This is a genomic window from Rheinheimera sp. A13L (assembly GCF_000217935.1).
Lineage (GTDB): Bacteria > Pseudomonadota > Gammaproteobacteria > Enterobacterales > Alteromonadaceae > Pararheinheimera.
Map to the genome: position 1 here is coordinate 127,157 of NZ_AFHI01000071.1, position 18,586 is coordinate 145,742.

17 protein-coding genes are annotated in these 18,586 nt (G+C 44.9%); 10 read left to right on the forward strand and 7 right to left on the reverse strand.

What is annotated here, in order from left to right; translation table 11 throughout:
• Positions 1-81 precede the first annotated feature (81 nt).
• On the forward strand, positions 82-2,625 hold the full coding sequence (locus RHEIN_RS19375; RefSeq protein WP_008900681.1) for an EAL domain-containing protein: 2,544 nt from the start codon (positions 82-84) through the stop codon (positions 2,623-2,625).
• Between the two features lie 77 nt (positions 2,626-2,702).
• Here the strand turns inward: RHEIN_RS19375 and RHEIN_RS19380 are convergent, their stop codons facing one another.
• The gene (locus tag RHEIN_RS19380) at positions 2,703-3,176 is read right to left on the reverse strand and encodes an NfeD family protein (RefSeq protein ID WP_008900682.1); all 474 of its coding nucleotides are present in this window, start codon (positions 3,174-3,176) and stop codon (positions 2,703-2,705) included.
• Positions 3,177-3,196: 20 nt separating this feature from the next.
• Positions 3,197-4,135, reverse strand: a complete 939-nt coding sequence (locus RHEIN_RS19385; RefSeq protein ID WP_008900683.1) for an SPFH domain-containing protein — start codon at positions 4,133-4,135, stop codon at positions 3,197-3,199.
• A gap of 188 nt (positions 4,136-4,323) precedes the next feature.
• On the opposite strand from RHEIN_RS19385, the gene RHEIN_RS19390 reads away from it, so the two are divergent.
• The 4 genes from RHEIN_RS19390 to RHEIN_RS19405 all read left to right on the forward strand — a co-directional run bounded on the left by RHEIN_RS19390 (position 4,324) and on the right by RHEIN_RS19405 (position 8,498).
• Positions 4,324-5,223: a hypothetical protein gene (locus RHEIN_RS19390; RefSeq protein WP_008900684.1), complete on the forward strand. Its 900-nt coding sequence runs from the start codon at positions 4,324-4,326 to the stop codon at positions 5,221-5,223.
• A 54-nt stretch (positions 5,224-5,277) separates the two neighbouring features.
• Positions 5,278-7,023 (forward strand): bifunctional isocitrate dehydrogenase kinase/phosphatase, encoded by a 1,746-nt coding sequence (gene aceK, locus RHEIN_RS19395; RefSeq protein WP_008900685.1) that lies wholly within the window; start codon positions 5,278-5,280, stop codon positions 7,021-7,023.
• A 62-nt stretch (positions 7,024-7,085) separates the two neighbouring features.
• A complete protein-coding gene (locus RHEIN_RS19400) occupies positions 7,086-7,760 on the forward strand; it encodes a tRNA-uridine aminocarboxypropyltransferase (protein ID WP_237704475.1) in 675 nt (224 codons plus the stop codon).
• Positions 7,761-7,898: 138 nt separating this feature from the next.
• On the forward strand, positions 7,899-8,498 hold the full coding sequence (locus tag RHEIN_RS19405; protein WP_008900687.1) for a hypothetical protein: 600 nt from the start codon (positions 7,899-7,901) through the stop codon (positions 8,496-8,498).
• A gap of 313 nt (positions 8,499-8,811) precedes the next feature.
• Here RHEIN_RS19405 and RHEIN_RS19415 read toward each other — a convergent pair whose 3' ends face one another.
• Together RHEIN_RS19415 and RHEIN_RS19420 are read right to left on the reverse strand one after the other, a co-directional pair.
• The gene (locus RHEIN_RS19415; protein ID WP_008900688.1) at positions 8,812-9,597 is read right to left on the reverse strand and encodes an alpha/beta fold hydrolase; all 786 of its coding nucleotides are present in this window, start codon (positions 9,595-9,597) and stop codon (positions 8,812-8,814) included.
• A gap of 4 nt (positions 9,598-9,601) precedes the next feature.
• Positions 9,602-10,615 (reverse strand): DUF2817 domain-containing protein, encoded by a 1,014-nt coding sequence (locus RHEIN_RS19420; protein ID WP_008900689.1) that lies wholly within the window; start codon positions 10,613-10,615, stop codon positions 9,602-9,604.
• Between the two features lie 175 nt (positions 10,616-10,790).
• Here RHEIN_RS19420 and RHEIN_RS19425 point away from each other — a divergent pair, with 175 nt between their 5' ends.
• Positions 10,791-11,033 carry a hypothetical protein gene (locus tag RHEIN_RS19425; protein ID WP_008900690.1) on the forward strand — a complete coding sequence of 81 codons (243 nt, stop codon included), beginning with the start codon at positions 10,791-10,793 and terminating at the stop codon, positions 11,031-11,033.
• Here the strand turns inward: RHEIN_RS19425 and RHEIN_RS19430 are convergent.
• On the reverse strand, positions 10,999-11,886 hold the full coding sequence (locus RHEIN_RS19430) for a LysR family transcriptional regulator (RefSeq protein ID WP_008900691.1): 888 nt from the start codon (positions 11,884-11,886) through the stop codon (positions 10,999-11,001). The two genes, RHEIN_RS19425 and RHEIN_RS19430, sit on opposite strands and share 35 nt — an antisense overlap.
• A gap of 98 nt (positions 11,887-11,984) precedes the next feature.
• Between RHEIN_RS19430 and RHEIN_RS19435 the strand changes: the two genes are divergently transcribed.
• Positions 11,985-13,160, forward strand: coding sequence for an MFS transporter (locus RHEIN_RS19435; RefSeq protein ID WP_008900692.1), 1,176 nt, complete (start codon positions 11,985-11,987; stop codon positions 13,158-13,160).
• Between the two features lie 22 nt (positions 13,161-13,182).
• Here RHEIN_RS19435 and RHEIN_RS19440 read toward each other — a convergent pair whose 3' ends face one another.
• Both RHEIN_RS19440 and RHEIN_RS19445 read right to left on the reverse strand, forming a co-directional pair.
• Positions 13,183-13,707, reverse strand: a complete 525-nt coding sequence (locus RHEIN_RS19440; protein ID WP_008900693.1) for a GNAT family N-acetyltransferase — start codon at positions 13,705-13,707, stop codon at positions 13,183-13,185.
• A gap of 68 nt (positions 13,708-13,775) precedes the next feature.
• A complete protein-coding gene (locus RHEIN_RS19445) occupies positions 13,776-15,293 on the reverse strand; it encodes an alanine/glycine:cation symporter family protein (RefSeq protein ID WP_008900694.1) in 1,518 nt (505 codons plus the stop codon).
• A 346-nt stretch (positions 15,294-15,639) separates the two neighbouring features.
• Here RHEIN_RS19445 and RHEIN_RS19450 point away from each other — a divergent pair, with 346 nt between their 5' ends.
• Genes RHEIN_RS19450 through RHEIN_RS19460 form a run of 3 tightly spaced genes read left to right on the forward strand, consistent with a single transcriptional unit; the run spans position 15,640 to position 18,498 of the window.
• Entirely contained in the window at positions 15,640-16,698 is a 1,059-nt protein-coding gene (locus tag RHEIN_RS19450; protein WP_008900695.1) for a sensor histidine kinase, read from the forward strand.
• Positions 16,695-17,780 carry a sensor histidine kinase gene (locus RHEIN_RS19455; protein WP_008900696.1) on the forward strand — a complete coding sequence of 362 codons (1,086 nt, stop codon included), beginning with the start codon at positions 16,695-16,697 and terminating at the stop codon, positions 17,778-17,780. The genes RHEIN_RS19450 and RHEIN_RS19455 overlap by 4 nt, the downstream gene beginning before the upstream one ends.
• A complete protein-coding gene (locus RHEIN_RS19460) occupies positions 17,767-18,498 on the forward strand; it encodes a LytR/AlgR family response regulator transcription factor (protein WP_008900697.1) in 732 nt (243 codons plus the stop codon). The genes RHEIN_RS19455 and RHEIN_RS19460 overlap by 14 nt, the downstream gene beginning before the upstream one ends.
• The last annotated feature ends 88 nt before the right edge of the window (positions 18,499-18,586 follow it).

An 18,586-nucleotide genomic window follows, 5' to 3' on the forward strand; every position in this document is an offset into this window, starting at 1 on the left:
TTATTGGATTTATCAGTTTGAGCGTTGCATCTGCCATTCAGCCAGCTAAGGTTAGATCAGGTGCTTTCTGCTTGAGCTGTTATGACCTTCCGCCAAAACCCTTTGTTCCATACTTTGTTTTTTCTGGCCTTGTGCGCAGTGCTGCTCGTCGCATTGCTGCTGGTCCATCTGATGCCACAGCAGATGTTAAAACCACTCAATCCACTGCATTATTTTCCTGTCACTGAACAAAGTTCAGAATTACAGCAGGTGCTGCTCCAGCCAACCGATCAATGGCAACTCCTGCCAGGCTCAACCGCCAGTCTGGGTTATCAGCAAAGTTCCTACTGGTATAAAACCCGCCTGAGCGCCAGCAGCACAGAAACAGCCTTGTCGGTGCAGGCGCCCTTTTTAGATCAGGTTGAACTTTATGTACTGGATCAGCAATTAAAGCTGCTACACAGCTATCAGCTTGGAGACAAGCAACTCTATAAGCTGCGACCTTTACCCACGCTGAATTTTGTTATTCCGCTGCCAGCCAGTACGGAAGATTTGTGGCTGTTTGCTAAAGTGACCAATCAGGGAGCCAATATGTTGCCGCTACAACGCAGCAGCACCCAGGAAATGGAGCAGCAGGAACATCAGGCGGTGTTTATCCAAAGCCTGTTCAGCGGTATTTTTTCATGCCTGATTGCACTTTCCGCCGGGCTTTATCTGATTTATCGCCATGGCTATTTTTTGGCTTTTTCCGGCATGTTTTTTACAGTGGTATTAATACAACTGGAAATTAACGGTTTATTGTTTGCTTATGTCTGGCCAAACTCACCTGACTTCAATCTGGTGATTGAATATGGAGCAGTGCTGGGTTCTTTATTCGCATCTGTTTTTATGCTGTCATTTTTCCGCACCACCGACAGTCCCAACTGGTTGATGTGGCCTTTTCAGTTGATCCGGATTTTTGCTGTCTTATTGCTGCTTGCCAGCCCTTGGTTGGGTGGCTATTGGCTGAAGAAAACCGGAGTAGAATTAACGGCTTTGACGGGCTGCCTGATGTTGCTTGCCAGTTTCTGGTTACTGCATAAACGCCATGCTCATGCGTTGTTTCTGTCGATGGCATTATTAACCATGCTGACTGGTGTAGCTGTGATGATACTGCGTAGTAAAGGTTACCTGCCTGAAGTAGTGTTAACCAATTCAGCTATGGAAATAGGCAATGCCTTAGCTGCATTGTTTTTTGTGTTTGCCATGCTGCAAAATTTATATATGGAAAAAAATAAAAAAATTGCCTTTCAGCAGCAAATTCTTGATCAGCAACAGCATATTCAAAGCATCCAGCAAAAAGCTCTGGATCTGGCATTAAAAGAACATGTTTCTGATTTACCGAATAAACAAGCGCTGCTCAACAGACTGGAACAACTGGATCAACAACGAAACAGTGATTTTTATCTGGTGATGATAGAACATCAACGATTTCGTCAGATTGAACGGGCTTTAGGGGTGGAGGAAGCCAATCACACCATTATAGGTTTTAGCAAACTACTCAAACGCTGGGGTGAACAGCAACGCCAGACAGAAGCACAGTATCCCAGTTTGTTTGCGCTGGAACGGGATAGTTATGCGGTGCTGATTGCACCAACGGACTTTCGCTCACAGTTTGAACAGCTAAGGCACCAACTGGACGCTTTGTTAAAAGTGGACAATCTGCAACTGGACTTAGGCACTGTGTACAGCTCTGTGCATTATCCGGCCGATTGCGCCAAAGCTGTTGATACGCTGGATTTAGCTTTAGCCGCAATAGAACATGCCGACAGAGCTGGCGACTACCTGCCTTATGAGCCTTTGTATCTTGAACACAATCTGGAGCATATCCACTTATTGTCTGAGCTGAATATTGCACTGCAGGACGACTTACTGGAGCTCTATGTGCAGCCTGTTCTGGATATGAAACAACAAAAAATTCATGCTGCTGAGTTACTGATCCGCTGGTATCACCCCAAAATGGGCCAGATAGCACCTGATGATTTTATTCCATTGGCTGAACAAACCGGCATGATCAGTCAGGTCACCGAATGGGTGCTGGACAAAACCTTGCTGCTGCAAAAACAACTGACCGATGCCGGCGCTCATCTGCGTTTGTCGATGAATATATCTCCGCTGGATTTGCGTAACACAGCTTTAATTTCAAGAGTTATAGAAGCGGTCAAAAGCACCAGCTACTCTAGTGTACCGCTGCAACTGGAGCTGACCGAAACCGCTTTTGTTGATTTAGTCAAAGACTCAGAACAAGCACTTAAATTATTGGAGCGTTCTAATATTCGGATTTCTTTGGATGATTTTGGTGTGGGGCAATCTTCTTTAGCCCGTTTACAGGGTTTACCTTTAGGTGAACTTAAAATTGACCGGGATTTGTTATGTCAGGCGGTACGATTAAATGACGATACGGTTTTAAGATACGCCGTGATGTTAGGCAAGTCTTTGCAGCTTTATACAGTAATAGAAGGGGTAGAGACCTTAAAAGAACTGGAATTTGCCCGGCGTTTGGGCGCTGATGCAGTGCAGGGTTATTTATTGGCTAAACCTATGCCTTTTGCCACTTTTAGCCAATGGCTGCTTGATTTTGACCAGCAAGGTTTCAGGTTAAGCTAAACTCCGCCACACCAACTGATGCAGAGGCAAGCATAAGCCCGCCTCTACAACATTATGACGTCAGGGATAAAACAGCATCAGCTGGTTTTGCTTTTTACCAGCAGCAGCCCAACCATAGCGGAACTGATCACTACTGTTTGTCCTGGTTCAACAAGCAGGGCGACATCTTCCGGATCTAACCTGACCCGCCATTCCAGACCACAAAACTGAATATGACTGTCACTGTCTTTATTTGCTTGCTCAGTCAACACCAGTTCTGTACCAACAAAATCAGAAATAGCGCTGTCTTCCTGCAAACGGATGCCGGTTTTTTGCAGTTTACGCAAAGGCTTCCACAACAACACAGCCGACAAAGCCGTTAACATAGCCAAACTAAGCAGAACCAGACTAGTGTCATCCGGCAACAAGCCAAACCACATCAGGGCGGCGCTGACAAAGGCTGCAATAGCCAAAGACAGTAAGACTTCCAATACACCAGGAATAGCAAAAGGCAATAAAGCCAGACACAACAACGCCAGAAGTAATAAGCCGGATAACAGATTCAGTTCCATAGATAATCCTTACATAGTCCTTAAGACAAAACCCCGGATTTTTGAATAGCAGCCACCACACCCAAAGCTTCAGCTACTGTATTTCCGGCTGAAGACTTATCGTTATCCATCAGTACTACTGTAGATTCACGGGCAATGGCTTTTTTCGCTGCAATGGCTTCAGTGGCTAAGTCCAGCAACACTGCGGCCTGACCTTCAGTAGTAGCTGCTGCCTGACCTATCATGGTTAATGCTCTGGCTTTGGCTTCCGCCACTAAGGTAATAGAAAGAGCCTCACCTTCAGCTTTTAATACCTGCTGCTCCCGCTCCGCTTCAGCGGACAGTACAGTCGCTTGTTTAGCACCCTCAGCTATATTAATGGCGGCCTGACGCTTACCTTCAGAATCAAGAATAGAAGCGCGTTTTTCCCGTTCAGCGCGCATTTGTTTTTCCATGGCATCCAAAACAGAAGCCGGAGGGTTAATATCTTTAATTTCATAACGCATCACCTGCACGCCCCAGGCCGCAGAAGCCTGATTAATGGCATGGATTATTTTGACGTTCAGGCTGTCACGTTCTTCAAAAGTTTTATCTAAATCCAGCTTACCAATTTCAGAACGCATCGATGTTTGTGCCAGTTGGATCACCGCATACACATAGTTATCAATACCATAAGATGCTTTGTAAGGTTCCATCACCTTGATATACAACACGCCATCTATCGTCAGACTGATATTGTCTTTGGTAATAGCGGACTGGCTTGGAATATCAATGGCGCTTTCTTTTAATGAAACCCTGTAGGCAATACGATCAATAAAAGGAATAACAAACTGCAAACCTGCCGTTTGAGTTTCATAATATTTGCCTAAACGCTCAATAATGTAAGCCATATTTTGTGGCAAAATCACCACAGTTTTGCCAATCAGTATCAACACAGCCAGTACCAGAGCTGCTGTAACAATTAAATTTGTTTCAAGCATAACTTGTCCTTAAGAATGAACTAATTAAATATGACTTATAGCTTAACGGATTTTTGCGACCTTCAAAGAATAATATTCAATTTATTAACAATTAAATTGTGTATCAGGCCAAAACGCCAGCCAATAAAACTAGTCCTTTGTGGTGCGGGCATTTACACTTAGCGCTGTGGATACCCTGAGGTTTTGTTATGAAGTTGCTTTTACTGACGCTTGTCTGCACATTTATATGCTGTTTTGAAACTCAGGCCAGCAGCCCGGAAACAGCGAAGCAGGTATTGATCCCCAAACCCCGTTCAGAATTTGATATCAATCATCAGTACTACACCAGCTTATTAAAAAAAGCGCTGAGCAAAGCTGCTGCCGGACGCACAGTACCTGAACTCAAAACCACTTTTATCATGGAACAGGGTCGTGCTTTGCGCGAGCTGGATAAAGGTGAATTTTTGGATGTGTTTTGGGTGGGTACAGATCTGAAAAAAGAACAGGAATTCCGTGCTATCCGTATTCCGTTAGAACGCGGCTTAATGGGCTTTCGCAAATTTATTCTGCACAAAGACTCAGTCGCAAAATTTAATACCATCCGCAGCCTGCAACAGCTGCAGCAATTCACCGCTTGTCAGGGCGCTTTCTGGCCCGATGTCGACATTATGCGAAACTCGGGTTTAAAAGTAGAAGAAGCCCCTGTCTACGAAAATATCTTCAAACAGATGGTGGCTAAACGTTGTGATTATTTCCCGCGTGGTGTGCATGAAGGGGTGATTGAACTGGAACAACGCCACACTTTATACCCTGAACTGCTACGTTATGACTCACTGATGCTGCACTACCCTTTTACCATTTATTTTTTTACCCATAAAAATAATGAGGCTTTGGCCTTGTGGATTGAACAAGGGCTGGAACAAATGATTGATGATGGCGAACTGCTTCAGCATATGCAGCAGCAGGAGCTGACGCGCCATGTTTTTCCGCTGCAACATAAGACAACAGAGCAGTGGATCAGCATTAAAAACCCACTGTTAAGCCCTGATACTCCTGTAAATAACAGCAGATATTGGTTTCAAAGCAGTGATTTTAAAAGCAGCAATTGATATCTGGTCGGATTTCAGTTATTTCTGAACTAAGGTACTTCAGGAAATGTGGTTATGCTGCAAGCTACACAAATAGCTGATCTTATTTTAAAAGGCTTTCGCCGCCATTTTAGCTTGTTTCAAAAAATTACCGCTTTGGCCCAGCAAAGTTATGCCCAAAAAAACTGGCTGGAATTGCAACGTATCAGCTCAGAGCGAATTTCGTATTACGATTTACGGGTAAGCGAAACTCTGACCTTACTCCAGCAAAAGCTCACAGGCACTGAATTAAATGACTGTTTGTGGCAACAGGTGAAGCAGCAGTACCAGCAGTATTTATTATTTCATCCGCAAGCTGAACTGGCTGAAACCTTTTATAACTCGGTATTTTGCCGTTTGTACGAGCGCAAGTATTTTCATAATCAGAATATTTTTGTTGAGTCCACTTTAAGCAAACAACGTTTACCAGCTCCAATAGCTTCGGTGTATGAAAGTTATTTTCCGGCTCAATATGGTTTAAAACAAAGTATCAGAGCTATTGTCGCCAGCTTTCATTTACAAGCCCCTTTTGTTGATTTAGAGCGGGATATCCGCTTGTTGGTCCGTACTTTTATAGGTCAGTCCAGCCATGGTCATTTCCCTGTGCATCTGGTGCGGTTTGATGTTTTAAAGTCGCTGTTTTTCCGCAACAAAGCCGCCTATATTGTTGGGCGGGTGGTGACACCAGACGGTCAGCAGCCTTTTATTATTCCGCTGTTGCACGATGAGGATCAGGGTATTTATGTGGATACCTTACTTACAGATCCACAACAAATGACCATTATTTTTGGTTTCTCCCGTGCTTATTTTATGGTGGAAATGACAGTGCCTTCGGCTTTGGTGCATTTTCTGAAAGAGCTGCTGCCGCATAAAACTCTGGCCGAACTCTATTCGTCCGTTGGCCTGCATAAACAAGGCAAAACCGAGTTTTACCGCGAACTGTTGACGCATCTGGAGAAATCCAACGATCAGTTTGTTGCGGCGCCCGGCATCAGGGGCATGGTCATGATGGTATTTACTCTGCCCTCTTTCCCTTATGTGTTTAAGGTGATCCGCGACAAATTTGCCCCAACCAAGGAGTTTGGTCGCGACACTGTCAAAGCCCGTTATCTGTTGGTGAAAAAACACGACAGGGTGGGCCGCATGGCAGATACCATGGAATATTCAGATGTGGCCCTGCCGCGCAACAGATTCAGCCCTGAACTACTGGAAGAGCTGCAACAAAGCATTGCTGGTTCAATGCAGATTGAAGATGACATGGTGATTATCAAACACTTGTACATTGAGAGACGTATGCTGCCGCTGAATTTATATTTAGAACAGGCAAGTTTCGAGCAAAAATCCAGAATGATGGCGGATTATGGTCAGGCGCTGAAAGATATGATTGCTGCTAATATTTTCCCCGGTGACATGCTGCTGAAAAACTTTGGTGTTACCCGTCATGGTCGTGTGATTTTTTATGATTACGACGAAGTACAGTACCTGCTGGATGTGAATTTCCGCACTATTCCAAAAACCGATAATTACGATGATATGTTAAGCAATGAGCCCTGGTACTCGGTGGGCCCTGGTGACGTATTTCCTGAGCAAATCACCACTTATGTCACAGCACAAAATGATATACGTCAGATGTTAATTCAAAGCCACCCTGAACTGATGGATGCAAGCTACTGGCAGGAGAAACAACAGCGTATTCGTGATGGCATAGTGGAAGATGTATTTCCTTATCCACAAAGCCAGCGCTTTAAAGCTTTGTATGAAGCAGAGTATGCAAAAGACTAAGGCTTAAGTACAATGCCGCCGCGCCTTCAGGCATGGTGTCTGGTGGTAATAAAGGATCCGGTGTGTCTCATATCAATTCAGTGATGGCGTTACGAGCGCGCGAATTACAAAAAACGGTCAGGGTATTTAATGCCCGTGGTAGCCGGGTTATTCGCTGCCCTTTGTGTTTATTGCCAGTCCCTGACTGTATTTGCGCAGCCAAACCCACAGCATCCAGCCGCAGTGCCTTTTGTTTTGTCATGTACAAAGGCGAAGCCTATAAACCCACCAATACAGGGCGTTTAATTGCAGATGTAGCGCCAGAAAACTTTGCTTTTGTCTGGGACAGAACCCAACCTGATCCAGAGCTTCTGGCTTTGCTAAAAAATCCCCGTTACGCCCCGATAGTTGTATTCCCACAGCAGTACGCTGTGCCTGAACGTTGTATAAATCAGGTTGAGACTGGGGAAAAGATCCCACTTTTTGTAATGCTCGACGGCACCTGGCGAGAAGCCAAAAAGATGTTCAGCAAAAGCCCTTATTTAGATGGCTTTCCTGTGCTTGGCATTCAACCAGAACAAAGTTCCTTGTATCAGTTGCGCGAAGCCGCTCATGAGCATCAGCTTTGTACTGCTGAAGTAGGTATTGCTGTATTGGAGTTGGCTGGTGATGGGAAAGCAGCAGAGGAGCTGGCAGCCTATTTTGCAATCTTTCGTAAAAACTACATAGCGGGAAAACCTCATCTGACTTTCAAATGACACTAAATTAAAACATTTAATTAAAGTAAGCTTACAAAAAAAACAACTAAAAACAAACTCCTCGCTACAACAGTAGCGTCTGTTGACAGAGCCACAATTAAAGACATTCCCAGATAATTTCCACTGCCCGGAGCTCTATTGAAATTGAATACTTATCTGAATAAAACGCTGAGCTCAGCTGCTGTTACTCACCTTATATTGTATTTTCCTTTTTACCTCTGGGCGATATTTTTGTGGAATGGCCTCAGCTTTTATTGGGAAATTGTGGGTGGCACTTTAGAAACTATAGTAGTGATACTACTGAGTTCCCTTTGTTTTTTTGTAGGGCTAAAACGCAAAGAAGCAAAGTTCAAACACAAGGTCACAACTTTTATCTTTATGAGTCTGCTTTATTATTGGCTTGGCCCAACAGGTAAACCCAACTCTGTCATTGCCTATCAGCCCTTTGATGGAGCTATGTATTTTGTTGACACCAACAACATGGCCGGAGCAACATCAGGAACAACCAGTACTTTGTACCGCGCCCAAGGCAGTTTTGTACTGGTTACTGACTTTTGGAAGCAGTTTTATGATCACGACATCGCGGCCTTTGTAGTGCAGGACAACAAACTTTATCTTGCGCTATCAAAAAGTTACATGGGTGATTTAAAAGAGGTCTGTGTAGAAATTGACAAAACTCAGCTAACGGATTTGCCTTGTACAGTACTTCAGCCTCATGTTGACTTTCTGCAGCGCTAAGGCGCTGCAATATGAGCCTGCCAGCCTTGTTTTTCGGCCTGCGCCTGCCAACTACCAAACCAAGGCTATTCTTTCATATCCAGTGCTTATCAAATTTATTTCAGTGCCTGAGTCAATGCTGGCTTTATGTGTTTTATCTTCAAACTCAAGATCAATAGTGACTATTCCTCATCCTTAGGTGGAGCCAAACCAAGCAGATTGAAAACAGCATGGCAGCAAACTAATAGAAGCTGTATATCCCTGAGTTTAAACCAGCTCAAACCACTGACGTGCTCATTATATTCAGAGTACGAAAACTAACTTGTACATGAAGTTAACACCGCAATCTAGATTCATGACCAAATGCCAGATGAGCAGTTAACTGCTCTATCAGCCAATCTGTTGCATCCAGAGGCAAGTCATGACCTGCAGTAGGATGTGTCAGTAAAGGCGCTTGCAGTTGATTGGCTAAAGCTACGCTGCAAAGTGGTGACACCAGTTGATCTGCCAGACCAGAAAGAATGAATACCGGACAAAGTGGCCTCACTTCAGCCCGAAAACGGCTGGCGGCCCAAAGCTGGCGCAAAGCATTGATCCGACTGACAGGGTGTTCTATAGCCCACTGCTGCCATTGTTTTAACACCTCAGGCTGCAGTGCTGAACTGACCGTCATTTGCCATATTAGCTCTTCGCGTTGTATCGGGCCTGCCAACACAGATAACAACACTTTGAAGTAATTTCGCATTTGCAATCTGTGCCAAAACGGGCTTAACCCCGCACTGCTGCTGTTAATCATCGACAAAGACTTTACCTGCTGTGGCGCATCAAGTGCCCAGTCCAGCGCCAACATACCACCCATAGATATAGCCACCAGATGAAGTTGCTGCCCCTGATATTGTGGGTAGCGCTCTGCCCATTGGTGTTGCAGTTGTTGCCGTAAAGCAGGCACTGAAGTGGCAGATCTCTGTTGGTTTAACACCCCACAACCAGGTAAATCCAGCGTCAATACAGGCCGCTGAAGTTTTTCACTTAACATGGCAGGAAAGTTCAGCCAATGTCTGCTTTCGCGCAATAAACCACGCAGCAGCAGCACCGGAGTTTGGTCAGTTGTTAATTCCATCTGGTCAGTACCATAACTCCATTGCCTCTTGTCTGAGCATCCGCGGATGCATCACCCGCCGCCACTGCTGATGTGAGGCTGTGGCTGCTATTAAAAAATGAAACAAGGTTAAATGAGTACGCAGCACCCTTTTTACCCTATGCGGTTTTACCGGATGAAACAAACCCAAACTGGATAACAACTGAAAGGGATTTTTCCGCACCCAGTTCCATGACCCCATTTCCAGAGTTAAAGGTAAAAACAAAGTGTCGTGCTGCAACGACTCATCGTACAAATAATCCCATAAATCGCCATGACATAAATAATGCAGCGATTGGGGTTCAAACTGATAAGCCTGATGCGGATAGCTGTCAAACAACAGCTGACGTAAGCGGTAGAGTTCGGCTAAATGCGGCAGAGGTTTACGGCTTTTAGCATAAGGAAACCAGATCCTGTCGACCTGACCAAAACCAGAGTGACAATCCAGCACCATGCTAAAAGAGCTTTGAAATAACTTTTGCCGCACCAACTCAAACAACACCTGATTTTCAGCTTCGGGTTGTTCCGGGTTGCCTCTGAACCAGGGCAAACGAGCTGAATACTGCTGTCCTCCTACTAAAAACGCTGCTTTGTCTTCGCAATGCACTGGCGCGTTACGCATTAAATCCACACCATTGCCATTGCTGCGTCTGTGAGTCGCCATACCTACGGGGTTCACCATAGGTAAAAATAAAACATTTAACTGGCTTAACTGATGCTGTAAACCATGGTCCCACTCCAGTCTTTGCAGCAAACTTTCCAGGAAGGCAATCAGCACTGCAGAGCCAATACGCTCCAGTCCATGCACACCACCTGTTAACAGCAGCGTGGGTTTAGTTGCATCAAAAGTAGCCAATTCAATTAAGTAACTGGGGTATGAATGCAGGCCAGATTGAAAGCGGGCCAGTTCTGTGGCTTTTACAGTTGCAGGTAAAGTGTCGATCAGCGCCTCCAGCCGGATCAGTTCAGGTAACAGAGAACGTTGTCTTTTGTTTTGCACAGTCAAAGCCAATGAATTGAATTATCACCAGAATAAAAGGTTGTAAGGCTGAGGTTTTAGTTTTTTTGATGAACTTTTAATGACAGCCATGACCTTAGAGTGCGGGGACAAAACTCTGGTAATCAGCCCTTAAGCCATGCATACTTTTATTCACTCATTTCATCGGAGACTCTTTATGCGTTTTGCCATATTACTGCTGGTTCTGTTGCAAAGTGCCTGCTCATACAGCCCCAGGAACTCAGATGAATGGTGGTATGAAAGAATGCAACGGGATCATCGTTCTCAGTGCAATCAGCTTCCGGCTCAGGTTAAAGCTCAGTGTCTTGAACGTCAGGGCGGAACTTATGAAGAGTATTTAAAACAACAAAATCAGCAACAGCCCCCTACAACACCAGCTTCTGAGTCAAAAAATCAATAAAACAACGTACTCTGGGGTTTGCCTCACCTTCGCTGTAATAGACAGCATAGACAGGCATCAGTACCTGCTCACGTAAATGCTCCAGCACTGGTACTAAGCGCCCTGCCCTTATATCTTCCTGCGTCATAAAACCCGACAAGCAGGCGATACCGTTACCGTGCAACGCCAATTGCCGAATAGTTTCACCGCTGTCTGCTGAGACATGAGGGGTGATCTTATACAACTCTCCGTCTTTATCCCGAATGGGCCAGCGGTTTAAATTCTCAGCAGAACTAAAGCCAATACAACGATGTGTGGCTAAGTCAGCTAAGGTGTCTGGGGTGCCAAAACTGGCCAGATACTCTGGAGAAGCTAATAAACGCCTGAAGCCTGAACCTAATTTACGAGCCTTTAAACTGGAGTCTGTCAGTTCACCAAAACGTATCGCCACGTCGACCCGTTTTTCAATCAGATGGATAAAAGACTCCGAGGAATCCAGCGTCAGTTCAATTTCAGGATAAAGCGCCAGAAACTCAGAAACCAGCGGCACCAGTTGATGCAGAATAAAAGGTGTCGCTGAATCAATGCGTAACTTGCCAGCAGGTTTGTGGCTTCGGTCCATTAAAAAATGATCGGCCTGACTGAGTTGGCGCAAAATGCTGCAGGCCTGCTGATAATACCATTCACCTTCAGATGTCAGTCGTAAACTGCGGGTGGTGCGCAGCAACAAAGCAACACCGAGGCGTTGTTCCAGCTGTTTCACTCTGCGGCTCACCACAGAAGTGGCTTGCCCCAGTTGTTCTGCCGCCGCAGTAAAACTGCCGGTTTTCACGACTGTGACAAAAGTATCTAACTGTTCGGTCTGTCCTGCCATTGTTGCTCTCTTCGCAATAGATATTTGCCATTACATCTATTTTTCACAATAACAAAATCCAGCACACTGCCGCCACTTTAAATTTGCGGAGAAATTATATGCCACTCGCTTTATGGGCCTTAACCTTAAGCGCCTTTGCCATAGGCACCACTGAATTTGTCATAGTGGGCTTATTACCTGTGATTGCTGCCGACCTGGCAGTGTCTTTACCTTCAGCTGGCTTGCTGGTCAGTTTATATGCTTTAGGTGTTGCTATAGGCGCACCGGTATTAACGGCACTGAGTAGTAAAATGCCCCGCAAAGCTTTATTAATTGGACTGATGGCGCTTTTTACTCTGGGTAATCTGCTGGGTGCTATGGCACCGGATTATTACTCCCTGATGCTTGCTCGTGTGCTTACAGGTATGGCACATGGTGTATTCTTCTCCATAGGTTCTACTATAGCCACCAGTCTGGTACCAAAAGAAAAAGCAGCCAGCGCTATAGCTTTAATGTTTACCGGTTTGACCGTCGCTTTAGTGACAGGTGTGCCTTTGGGCACTTTTGTAGGTCAATATCTGGGCTGGCAGGCAGTGTTCTATGCAGTGGCTGTTTTAGGTTTTATTGCGATGATAGGTTCAGCCATTCTGGTGCCAAACAACTTAGCACAACAAAAATCTGCTACTTTTTCTGAGCAATTACAGGTACTGACAGAACCCCGTTTACTGATGGTTTATGCCACAACAGCTTTAGGTTATGGCGGCAGTTTTATTGCATTTACTTACCTTGCGGCCATATTGCAAGAGGTGTCGGGTTTTGGCACAGACCATATTGCCCTGCTTATGCTGCTTTATGGTGTCTCTGTGGCAGCAGGAAATATATGGGGTGGTCAGCTCGCCGATAAAAAAGGTCCTATAGCAGCCTTGAAAGTTATTTTTTTAGGTCTGGCAGGCGTGTTATTGCTGTTAAGTCTTACCGCATCTCAGCCAATTTTGGCCGCTTTCACTGTCTTGTTATGGGGCGCTGTGGCTTTTGGTAATGTGCCGGGCTTGCAACTTTACGTGGTGCGCCAGGCAGAAATTTATGCTCCTAAAGCAGTGGATGTTGCCAGTGGTCTGAATATAGCTGCTTTTAATCTGGGCATCGCCTTTGGCGCCTGGGCCGGCGGTTTAGTAGTCAGTCAGTTTGGTTTAATGTACACCCCTTGGATAGGAGCTTTAATCGTATTGCTTGCTTATGGCCTGACTCATATCAGTGGCAAACTGGATCAGAAACTGAGTGCTCAGACAGCCTGATCACCGAAAAACAGCCTGGCTTTTAAAGGTCAGGCTTTTTCGTGAAATGAATACGGTAAAAATCGACCATTTCATTTTTATCCGGCACCAGCACCTGACCATCCTGCTCAAAACCCAGTTTCAGCAATAAAGACTTAGAAGCAAGATTGGTGGGTGAGACTATGGCAACCAGCGTTTTTAAACCGCTGTGCTCTGCAGCATAAGCCAATACTGCCTTTGCGGCTTCATACGCATACCCCAAACCAAAAAACTCTGGCAGATAGGCATAACCTAAATCGGTTTCAGCTAAAAAGTCACGTTTAATCAGGCCACATAAACCTATAGCCTGACCCTGCTTATTTTCAACCAGCCACATACCATAGCCATGCTGTGCATAACTGGCGATAGCCCCCTGTTGCAAATTCTGTTTTGCATCCTCAACAGTACGAACACCTTTATCGCCTATATGCTGTAAGAAGCTGGGATCGTTATAGAGACCTAAGGCAAACTCAGCATCACTTAGCTGAAGTTCACGCAACGTTAAACGCTCGGTTTCACAAATCAACATAAATTCCTTCTTATAAAAAAGGAGCCATGTGTGGCTCCTTGTTGATCAGATTAATCAGAACTCAGTTTTTACTTCTGCTCTTTCTGTTGTTGTTCCAGCCGTTTTTCCCAGAAAGTGGCGTTTTTAATGCCTAATTTCACAGGGTCAAAGGTGACAGGACCACCGCTCTTTTTTTGCTCTTCATAATCGCGTAAGCAGCGCATGGTCGGCTTGTACATGAAGAAAATAACCAGGATACCAACCACGTTAACCCAGGCCATAAAACCAACACCCAAATCACCAATATTCCAGATGTAACCAGCACTGTTGACTGTGCCGTAAGCCACCATAAACATCAGTATCAACTTAAACACCAGATTCGGCAATCTGTTGTTTAATATACGATTTAAGTAAGCCACATTGGTTTCTGTAATGTAGTAATAAGCCAAAATAGTGGTAAAGGCGAAGAAGAAAATAGCAAGACCTGCAAACACCTGACCAAACTGTCCAAACACACTATGCAAAGCCATTTGGGTAAAGGCTGGTGAAGCAACTACAGTGGATGCGTCAATATTCTGCAGTATCATAGTGCCAGCACCTGTTACCGCATTAAAATCTTCAGTTTGCACGTTGTATTGCCCAGTGATCAAAATCATTAAGGCAGTTGCAGTACAGACAAATAGAGTGTCTACATAAACAGAGAAGGCCTGAACCAAACCTTGCTGAGCCGGGTGATCCACTTCTGCGGCTGCCGCAGCATGAGGCCCAGTGCCCTGACCTGCTTCATTGGAGTAAATACCCCGTTTTACACCCCAGCCTATAGCTGCACCAAAACCAGCCTGAGCGGTAAAAGCATCACTAAAGATTAAACCAAAAATTGCCGGCACTCTGTCCAGATTCAGGAATACCACAATAAGCGCTAATACGATGTAACCCAAAGCCATAAAAGGCACAACTATTTGGGTAAAGTTAGCAATACGTTTGATACCACCGAAGATAATAAAAGCCAGAATAATCAGAATAAAAGCCAGGCCAATCAGTTTGTTACTTCCGACTTCACCAAAGCTGGTGACCACTGCCGTACCTTCACCAAAAACCTGAGTAATAGCGTTGCCGACTGCATTAGCCTGTACACCAGGTAAAAAGATACCGCAGCCAATAATAGCGGAGATAGCAAACAAGATGCCCAGCCAGCGCCAGCCCAGACAACGCTCAAAATAATAAGCCGGACCACCACGGTACTGGCCATTTTCTTCAACTTTATAAAGCTGACCTAAAGTTGATTCGACATAGGCAGTACTGGCACCTAAAAACGCCACTATCCACATCCAGAACACAGCACCTGGTCCACCAAAACCGATAGCTGCAGCAACACCAGCTATGTTACCTACACCAACCCGACCGGATAAAGACACAGCCAGAGCCTGAAAGGATGAAATCCCTTTGTCGGATTCATTGTTATTCAGCATCAGTTTGCACATTTCTTTGAAATGACGCACCTGAGCAAAACGAGTGAGAATTGAGTAAAACAAGCCTGCACCAAGGCAGAGGTAAATCAGCGCGGGGCTCCAGACTATGCTGTTCAGCGTACTAATAAAGCCTTCCATTTCCCTTCCTTATAATTATTCTGAGTTTAACTTTTAAAACGCCGCATAATTTGCCACAGCAAAAGCACAATTGCCAGACGGCAAGCTGATTGACCAAAGTTCTGCGTTAATCCGCTGCTTTGGCCATTTTGATCAACACTTTACTTAACTGCAACAAGATACCGCAGCCAAAAGCGCAGGACCATTGTTATTTTGCCGGACAAGGCTGAATCACTATCAAGGCTGCAGAGGTACAACCAGACAAACCCCGCTGGTCACAACTTTAAGTCCGGTGAACCACTGCACTTGTCGATTTCATCAAAGCTTTGGTTATACTGGCTACATCAACCACTGTGGGAGCAAGCCAGTGTTTAGTCTTCAAATCAAGCCTTTACTGCGCTACCACTGCCTGTTTTGGTTTATTATTTTTTCACTCAGTGTTTTTAGCTGGACGCTGGATTTTTTGATTTGGCGAAAACCTGACACTCTGCATTATCTGGGTGTAAGTTTTATCAGCGAAGCAGCAACCATGTTGGTGACAGGCGCTTTGCTGGTCTGGTCGCAATATAAAATTAACCAGCATAATTTTGCTATATGGCATTTAGTGCTGGCCGCATTGTTGCTGACTTGTATTTATATTCCGCTGGAGAATGCGCTCTGGCTGATCACTATGAAAAATGAACGTTTCGATCTTCGTTTTTTAATCAGTAATCTCGACAGCCACACCTTAGCATTTTTTGTCTGGACGGCACTTTATCTGGCCTACATTCTGAATCAGCAACGGCATTTCCGCATGGCCGAATCAGCCCGGTTAAGTCAAAAAATACAACAACTTGAATTGCAGGCTCTGCGACATCAGTTAAACCCGCATTTTACCTTTAATGCACTGAACTCAGTCTGCGCTTTAATAGAAGCAGAACGTTTTGAGGATGCTGAACTGATGTCAGAGCAACTGGCGTCTTTTTTACGTTATTCTTTAAGTAGTTCACCAGACAGCCTGGTGCAACTGGCCGATGAACTGGCCGCTATAGAGGCCTATCTTGCGCTGCAGAAAACCCGCTTTGGCAATAAACTCAAAGTTGACTGGAAAATCGATCAGAATGTTCGACAACACCTGATCCCGGCTTTGTTACTGCAACCTTTGGTAGAAAATGCCATTAAATATGCCGTAGCAACCCAGCAACAAGGCGCCACTATTACTATTGCCGGACAGCAACACAATGGTCAGCTTTGCCTGCAAGTTGAAGACGACGGTCCGGGCGAACATGCCATCACCCAATTGGGACAAAGTTCAGGCGTAGGTTTAACCAATATAAAAAACCGCCTGAATCAACATTTTGGCACAGCAGCCAGTCTGGTAGTACAAGCAAAGCAACGGGGTTTTCTGGTGTGTATTCAACTGCCGTTACAAGGAGTAACGGCATGAGTTCAATGGCAAGGTTTGAAGTCGACAAAGAAAGGTTCTGGTACTGGCATTTAATGTTCTGGCTAAGTTATCTGCTGATCAAGTTTGTCCATTTAGCGGTTCTGGTGCCGTTGGAGAATCGCACCGTATTTCCTTATCTGATGATTTACGCTTTGATTAGCCTGGTGAATTTTGTAGTGACAGGTTATCTGGGACAAAAAGAGCTGGGACTGAATATCAGCATCCAACAGCAGGCTCTACGACTGGCATACTGGCTTATTCCACTTTGGCTGGTACTGACGCCAGTGCGTCAGCACCTGATGCTGACTTACGCTTTTATGCAATCACAAACTGAGTCTGTGCTGCGTTACGCCTTAGCTTTTAATCTGGTGTTATTGCCGATCGCAGGCTGGTTTGCGTTGTTTTTAGTCTACAAAGCCAACCTGTTAAACAGAGCTCAATTCAGACAACAACAGGAATTAGCCCGTCAGGCACGTATTGCCCGCTTAAAAGTATTACGTTATCAGCTTAATCCGCATTTTATGTTTAACACTTTAAATGCGCTGAATTCACTGATAGTGCAACACAAAGGACTGGATGCCGAAAACCTGATCCTGCAACTCTCCACTTTCTTAAGGCATTCACTGAAAAATCATACTGAACATTTGATCCCACTCAAAGAAGAACTGGACGCTCTGGCTTCTTATCTGGCTATTCAACAGGTTCGTTTTGGCGAGCGGCTGCAAGTAAACTGGCAATTGGATGAACAGGCGTTGCAGCAAAAAGTTCCACCTTTGTTGCTGCAACCTTTAGCAGAAAATGCCATCAAGTATGCAGTGTCAGAATTGAAAGGCCATGCCTGTATTGATGTTGAAGTAAGCCAGGAGTCCTCAGTTTTAGTGCTAAAGCTGTCTGACAATGGCCCGGGAACTCAGCTGGCGGCTGGCTGGCCGCAGCAAGCCAGTTTTGGCAGCCTGCATAATCTGGCGGAACGTCTGAGTTTGTTGTTTCATGGCAAAGCCAGCTTAAGTTTTAGTCAGCAACAAGATAAATTCACCGGACAAATCTCCCTACCTTTGGAGTTACTGCATGCAGCAGATTAGAACTGTAATAGCCGATGATGAGCCATTGGCCATCAGTAATTTAAAAGCAAAACTGGCGACTTACCCCAATATCCAGATAGACGCCTGCTTTGATAATGGTGATGAAGTATTAGCTTATTTACAAAGCAATGCTGTGGACCTGGTGTTTTTAGATATCCAAATGCCAGGGATCAAAGGCATCGAAGTATTAAAACAACTGAATAAATCTTCCGCCATGGCAGCGCCTTTAATTATTCTGGTAACAGCCTACGACAACTATGCCTTTTCGGCTTATGAGCATTTTGCTTTTGATTATTTACTCAAACCTGTATCGCGTCAGCGTTTGGCCCAGACTTTGCTGGACGCCAAAACAGCTTTGGATAAACAACAGGATATGCCACCAGCCATCACTCAAAATAAACTGACCTTTAAAACCGGTGCCTCCACCTTGCTGCTGGATGATATAGATATTCTGATGATTGAAGCTGCAGGAAATTATATGTGTGTATACACCCTCAGTGAAAACCTGATTATCCGTGAAACCATTAAGGAGTTGATCCAACGTTTGCCCACTCAGTTTGCTCAGGTGCACCGCTCCACTATAGTGAATCTGCACCATGTGCATAAGGTGCAACCTCATAATAATGACTACCAGCTGTTGCTCTCCAATGGTCAGACAGTCGCTGCATCCAGACGTTTTAAAGCAGATTGGTCAGCACAATTATTACCCACAAAGTAGGAAAATATTGAAGGCAGAAAGCCCGGGAAAGTCAAAAATTCCCGGGCTTTTTTTGTGTCTTTTTTACGTAAAAAGTAACAAAAAGTAA

Excerpts from the sequence above, each read along its gene's own strand:
- RHEIN_RS19375 (WP_008900681.1), top strand. The coding sequence starts at position 82 with ATGACCTTCCGCCAAAACCCTTTGTTCCATACTTTGTTTTTTCTGGCC.
- RHEIN_RS19380 (WP_008900682.1), bottom strand. The coding sequence starts at position 3,176 with ATGGAACTGAATCTGTTATCCGGCTTATTACTTCTGGCGTTGTTGTGT.
- RHEIN_RS19385 (WP_008900683.1), bottom strand. The coding sequence starts at position 4,135 with ATGCTTGAAACAAATTTAATTGTTACAGCAGCTCTGGTACTGGCTGTG.
- RHEIN_RS19390 (WP_008900684.1), top strand. The coding sequence starts at position 4,324 with ATGAAGTTGCTTTTACTGACGCTTGTCTGCACATTTATATGCTGTTTT.
- aceK (WP_008900685.1), top strand. The coding sequence starts at position 5,278 with ATGCTGCAAGCTACACAAATAGCTGATCTTATTTTAAAAGGCTTTCGC.
- RHEIN_RS19415 (WP_008900688.1), bottom strand. The coding sequence starts at position 9,597 with ATGGAATTAACAACTGACCAAACTCCGGTGCTGCTGCTGCGTGGTTTA.
- RHEIN_RS19425 (WP_008900690.1), top strand. The coding sequence starts at position 10,791 with ATGCGTTTTGCCATATTACTGCTGGTTCTGTTGCAAAGTGCCTGCTCA.
- RHEIN_RS19430 (WP_008900691.1), bottom strand. The coding sequence starts at position 11,886 with ATGGCAGGACAGACCGAACAGTTAGATACTTTTGTCACAGTCGTGAAA.
- RHEIN_RS19435 (WP_008900692.1), top strand. The coding sequence starts at position 11,985 with ATGCCACTCGCTTTATGGGCCTTAACCTTAAGCGCCTTTGCCATAGGC.
- RHEIN_RS19440 (WP_008900693.1), bottom strand. The coding sequence starts at position 13,707 with ATGTTGATTTGTGAAACCGAGCGTTTAACGTTGCGTGAACTTCAGCTA.
- RHEIN_RS19445 (WP_008900694.1), bottom strand. The coding sequence starts at position 15,293 with ATGGAAGGCTTTATTAGTACGCTGAACAGCATAGTCTGGAGCCCCGCG.
- RHEIN_RS19455 (WP_008900696.1), top strand. The coding sequence starts at position 16,695 with ATGAGTTCAATGGCAAGGTTTGAAGTCGACAAAGAAAGGTTCTGGTAC.
- RHEIN_RS19460 (WP_008900697.1), top strand. The coding sequence starts at position 17,767 with ATGCAGCAGATTAGAACTGTAATAGCCGATGATGAGCCATTGGCCATC.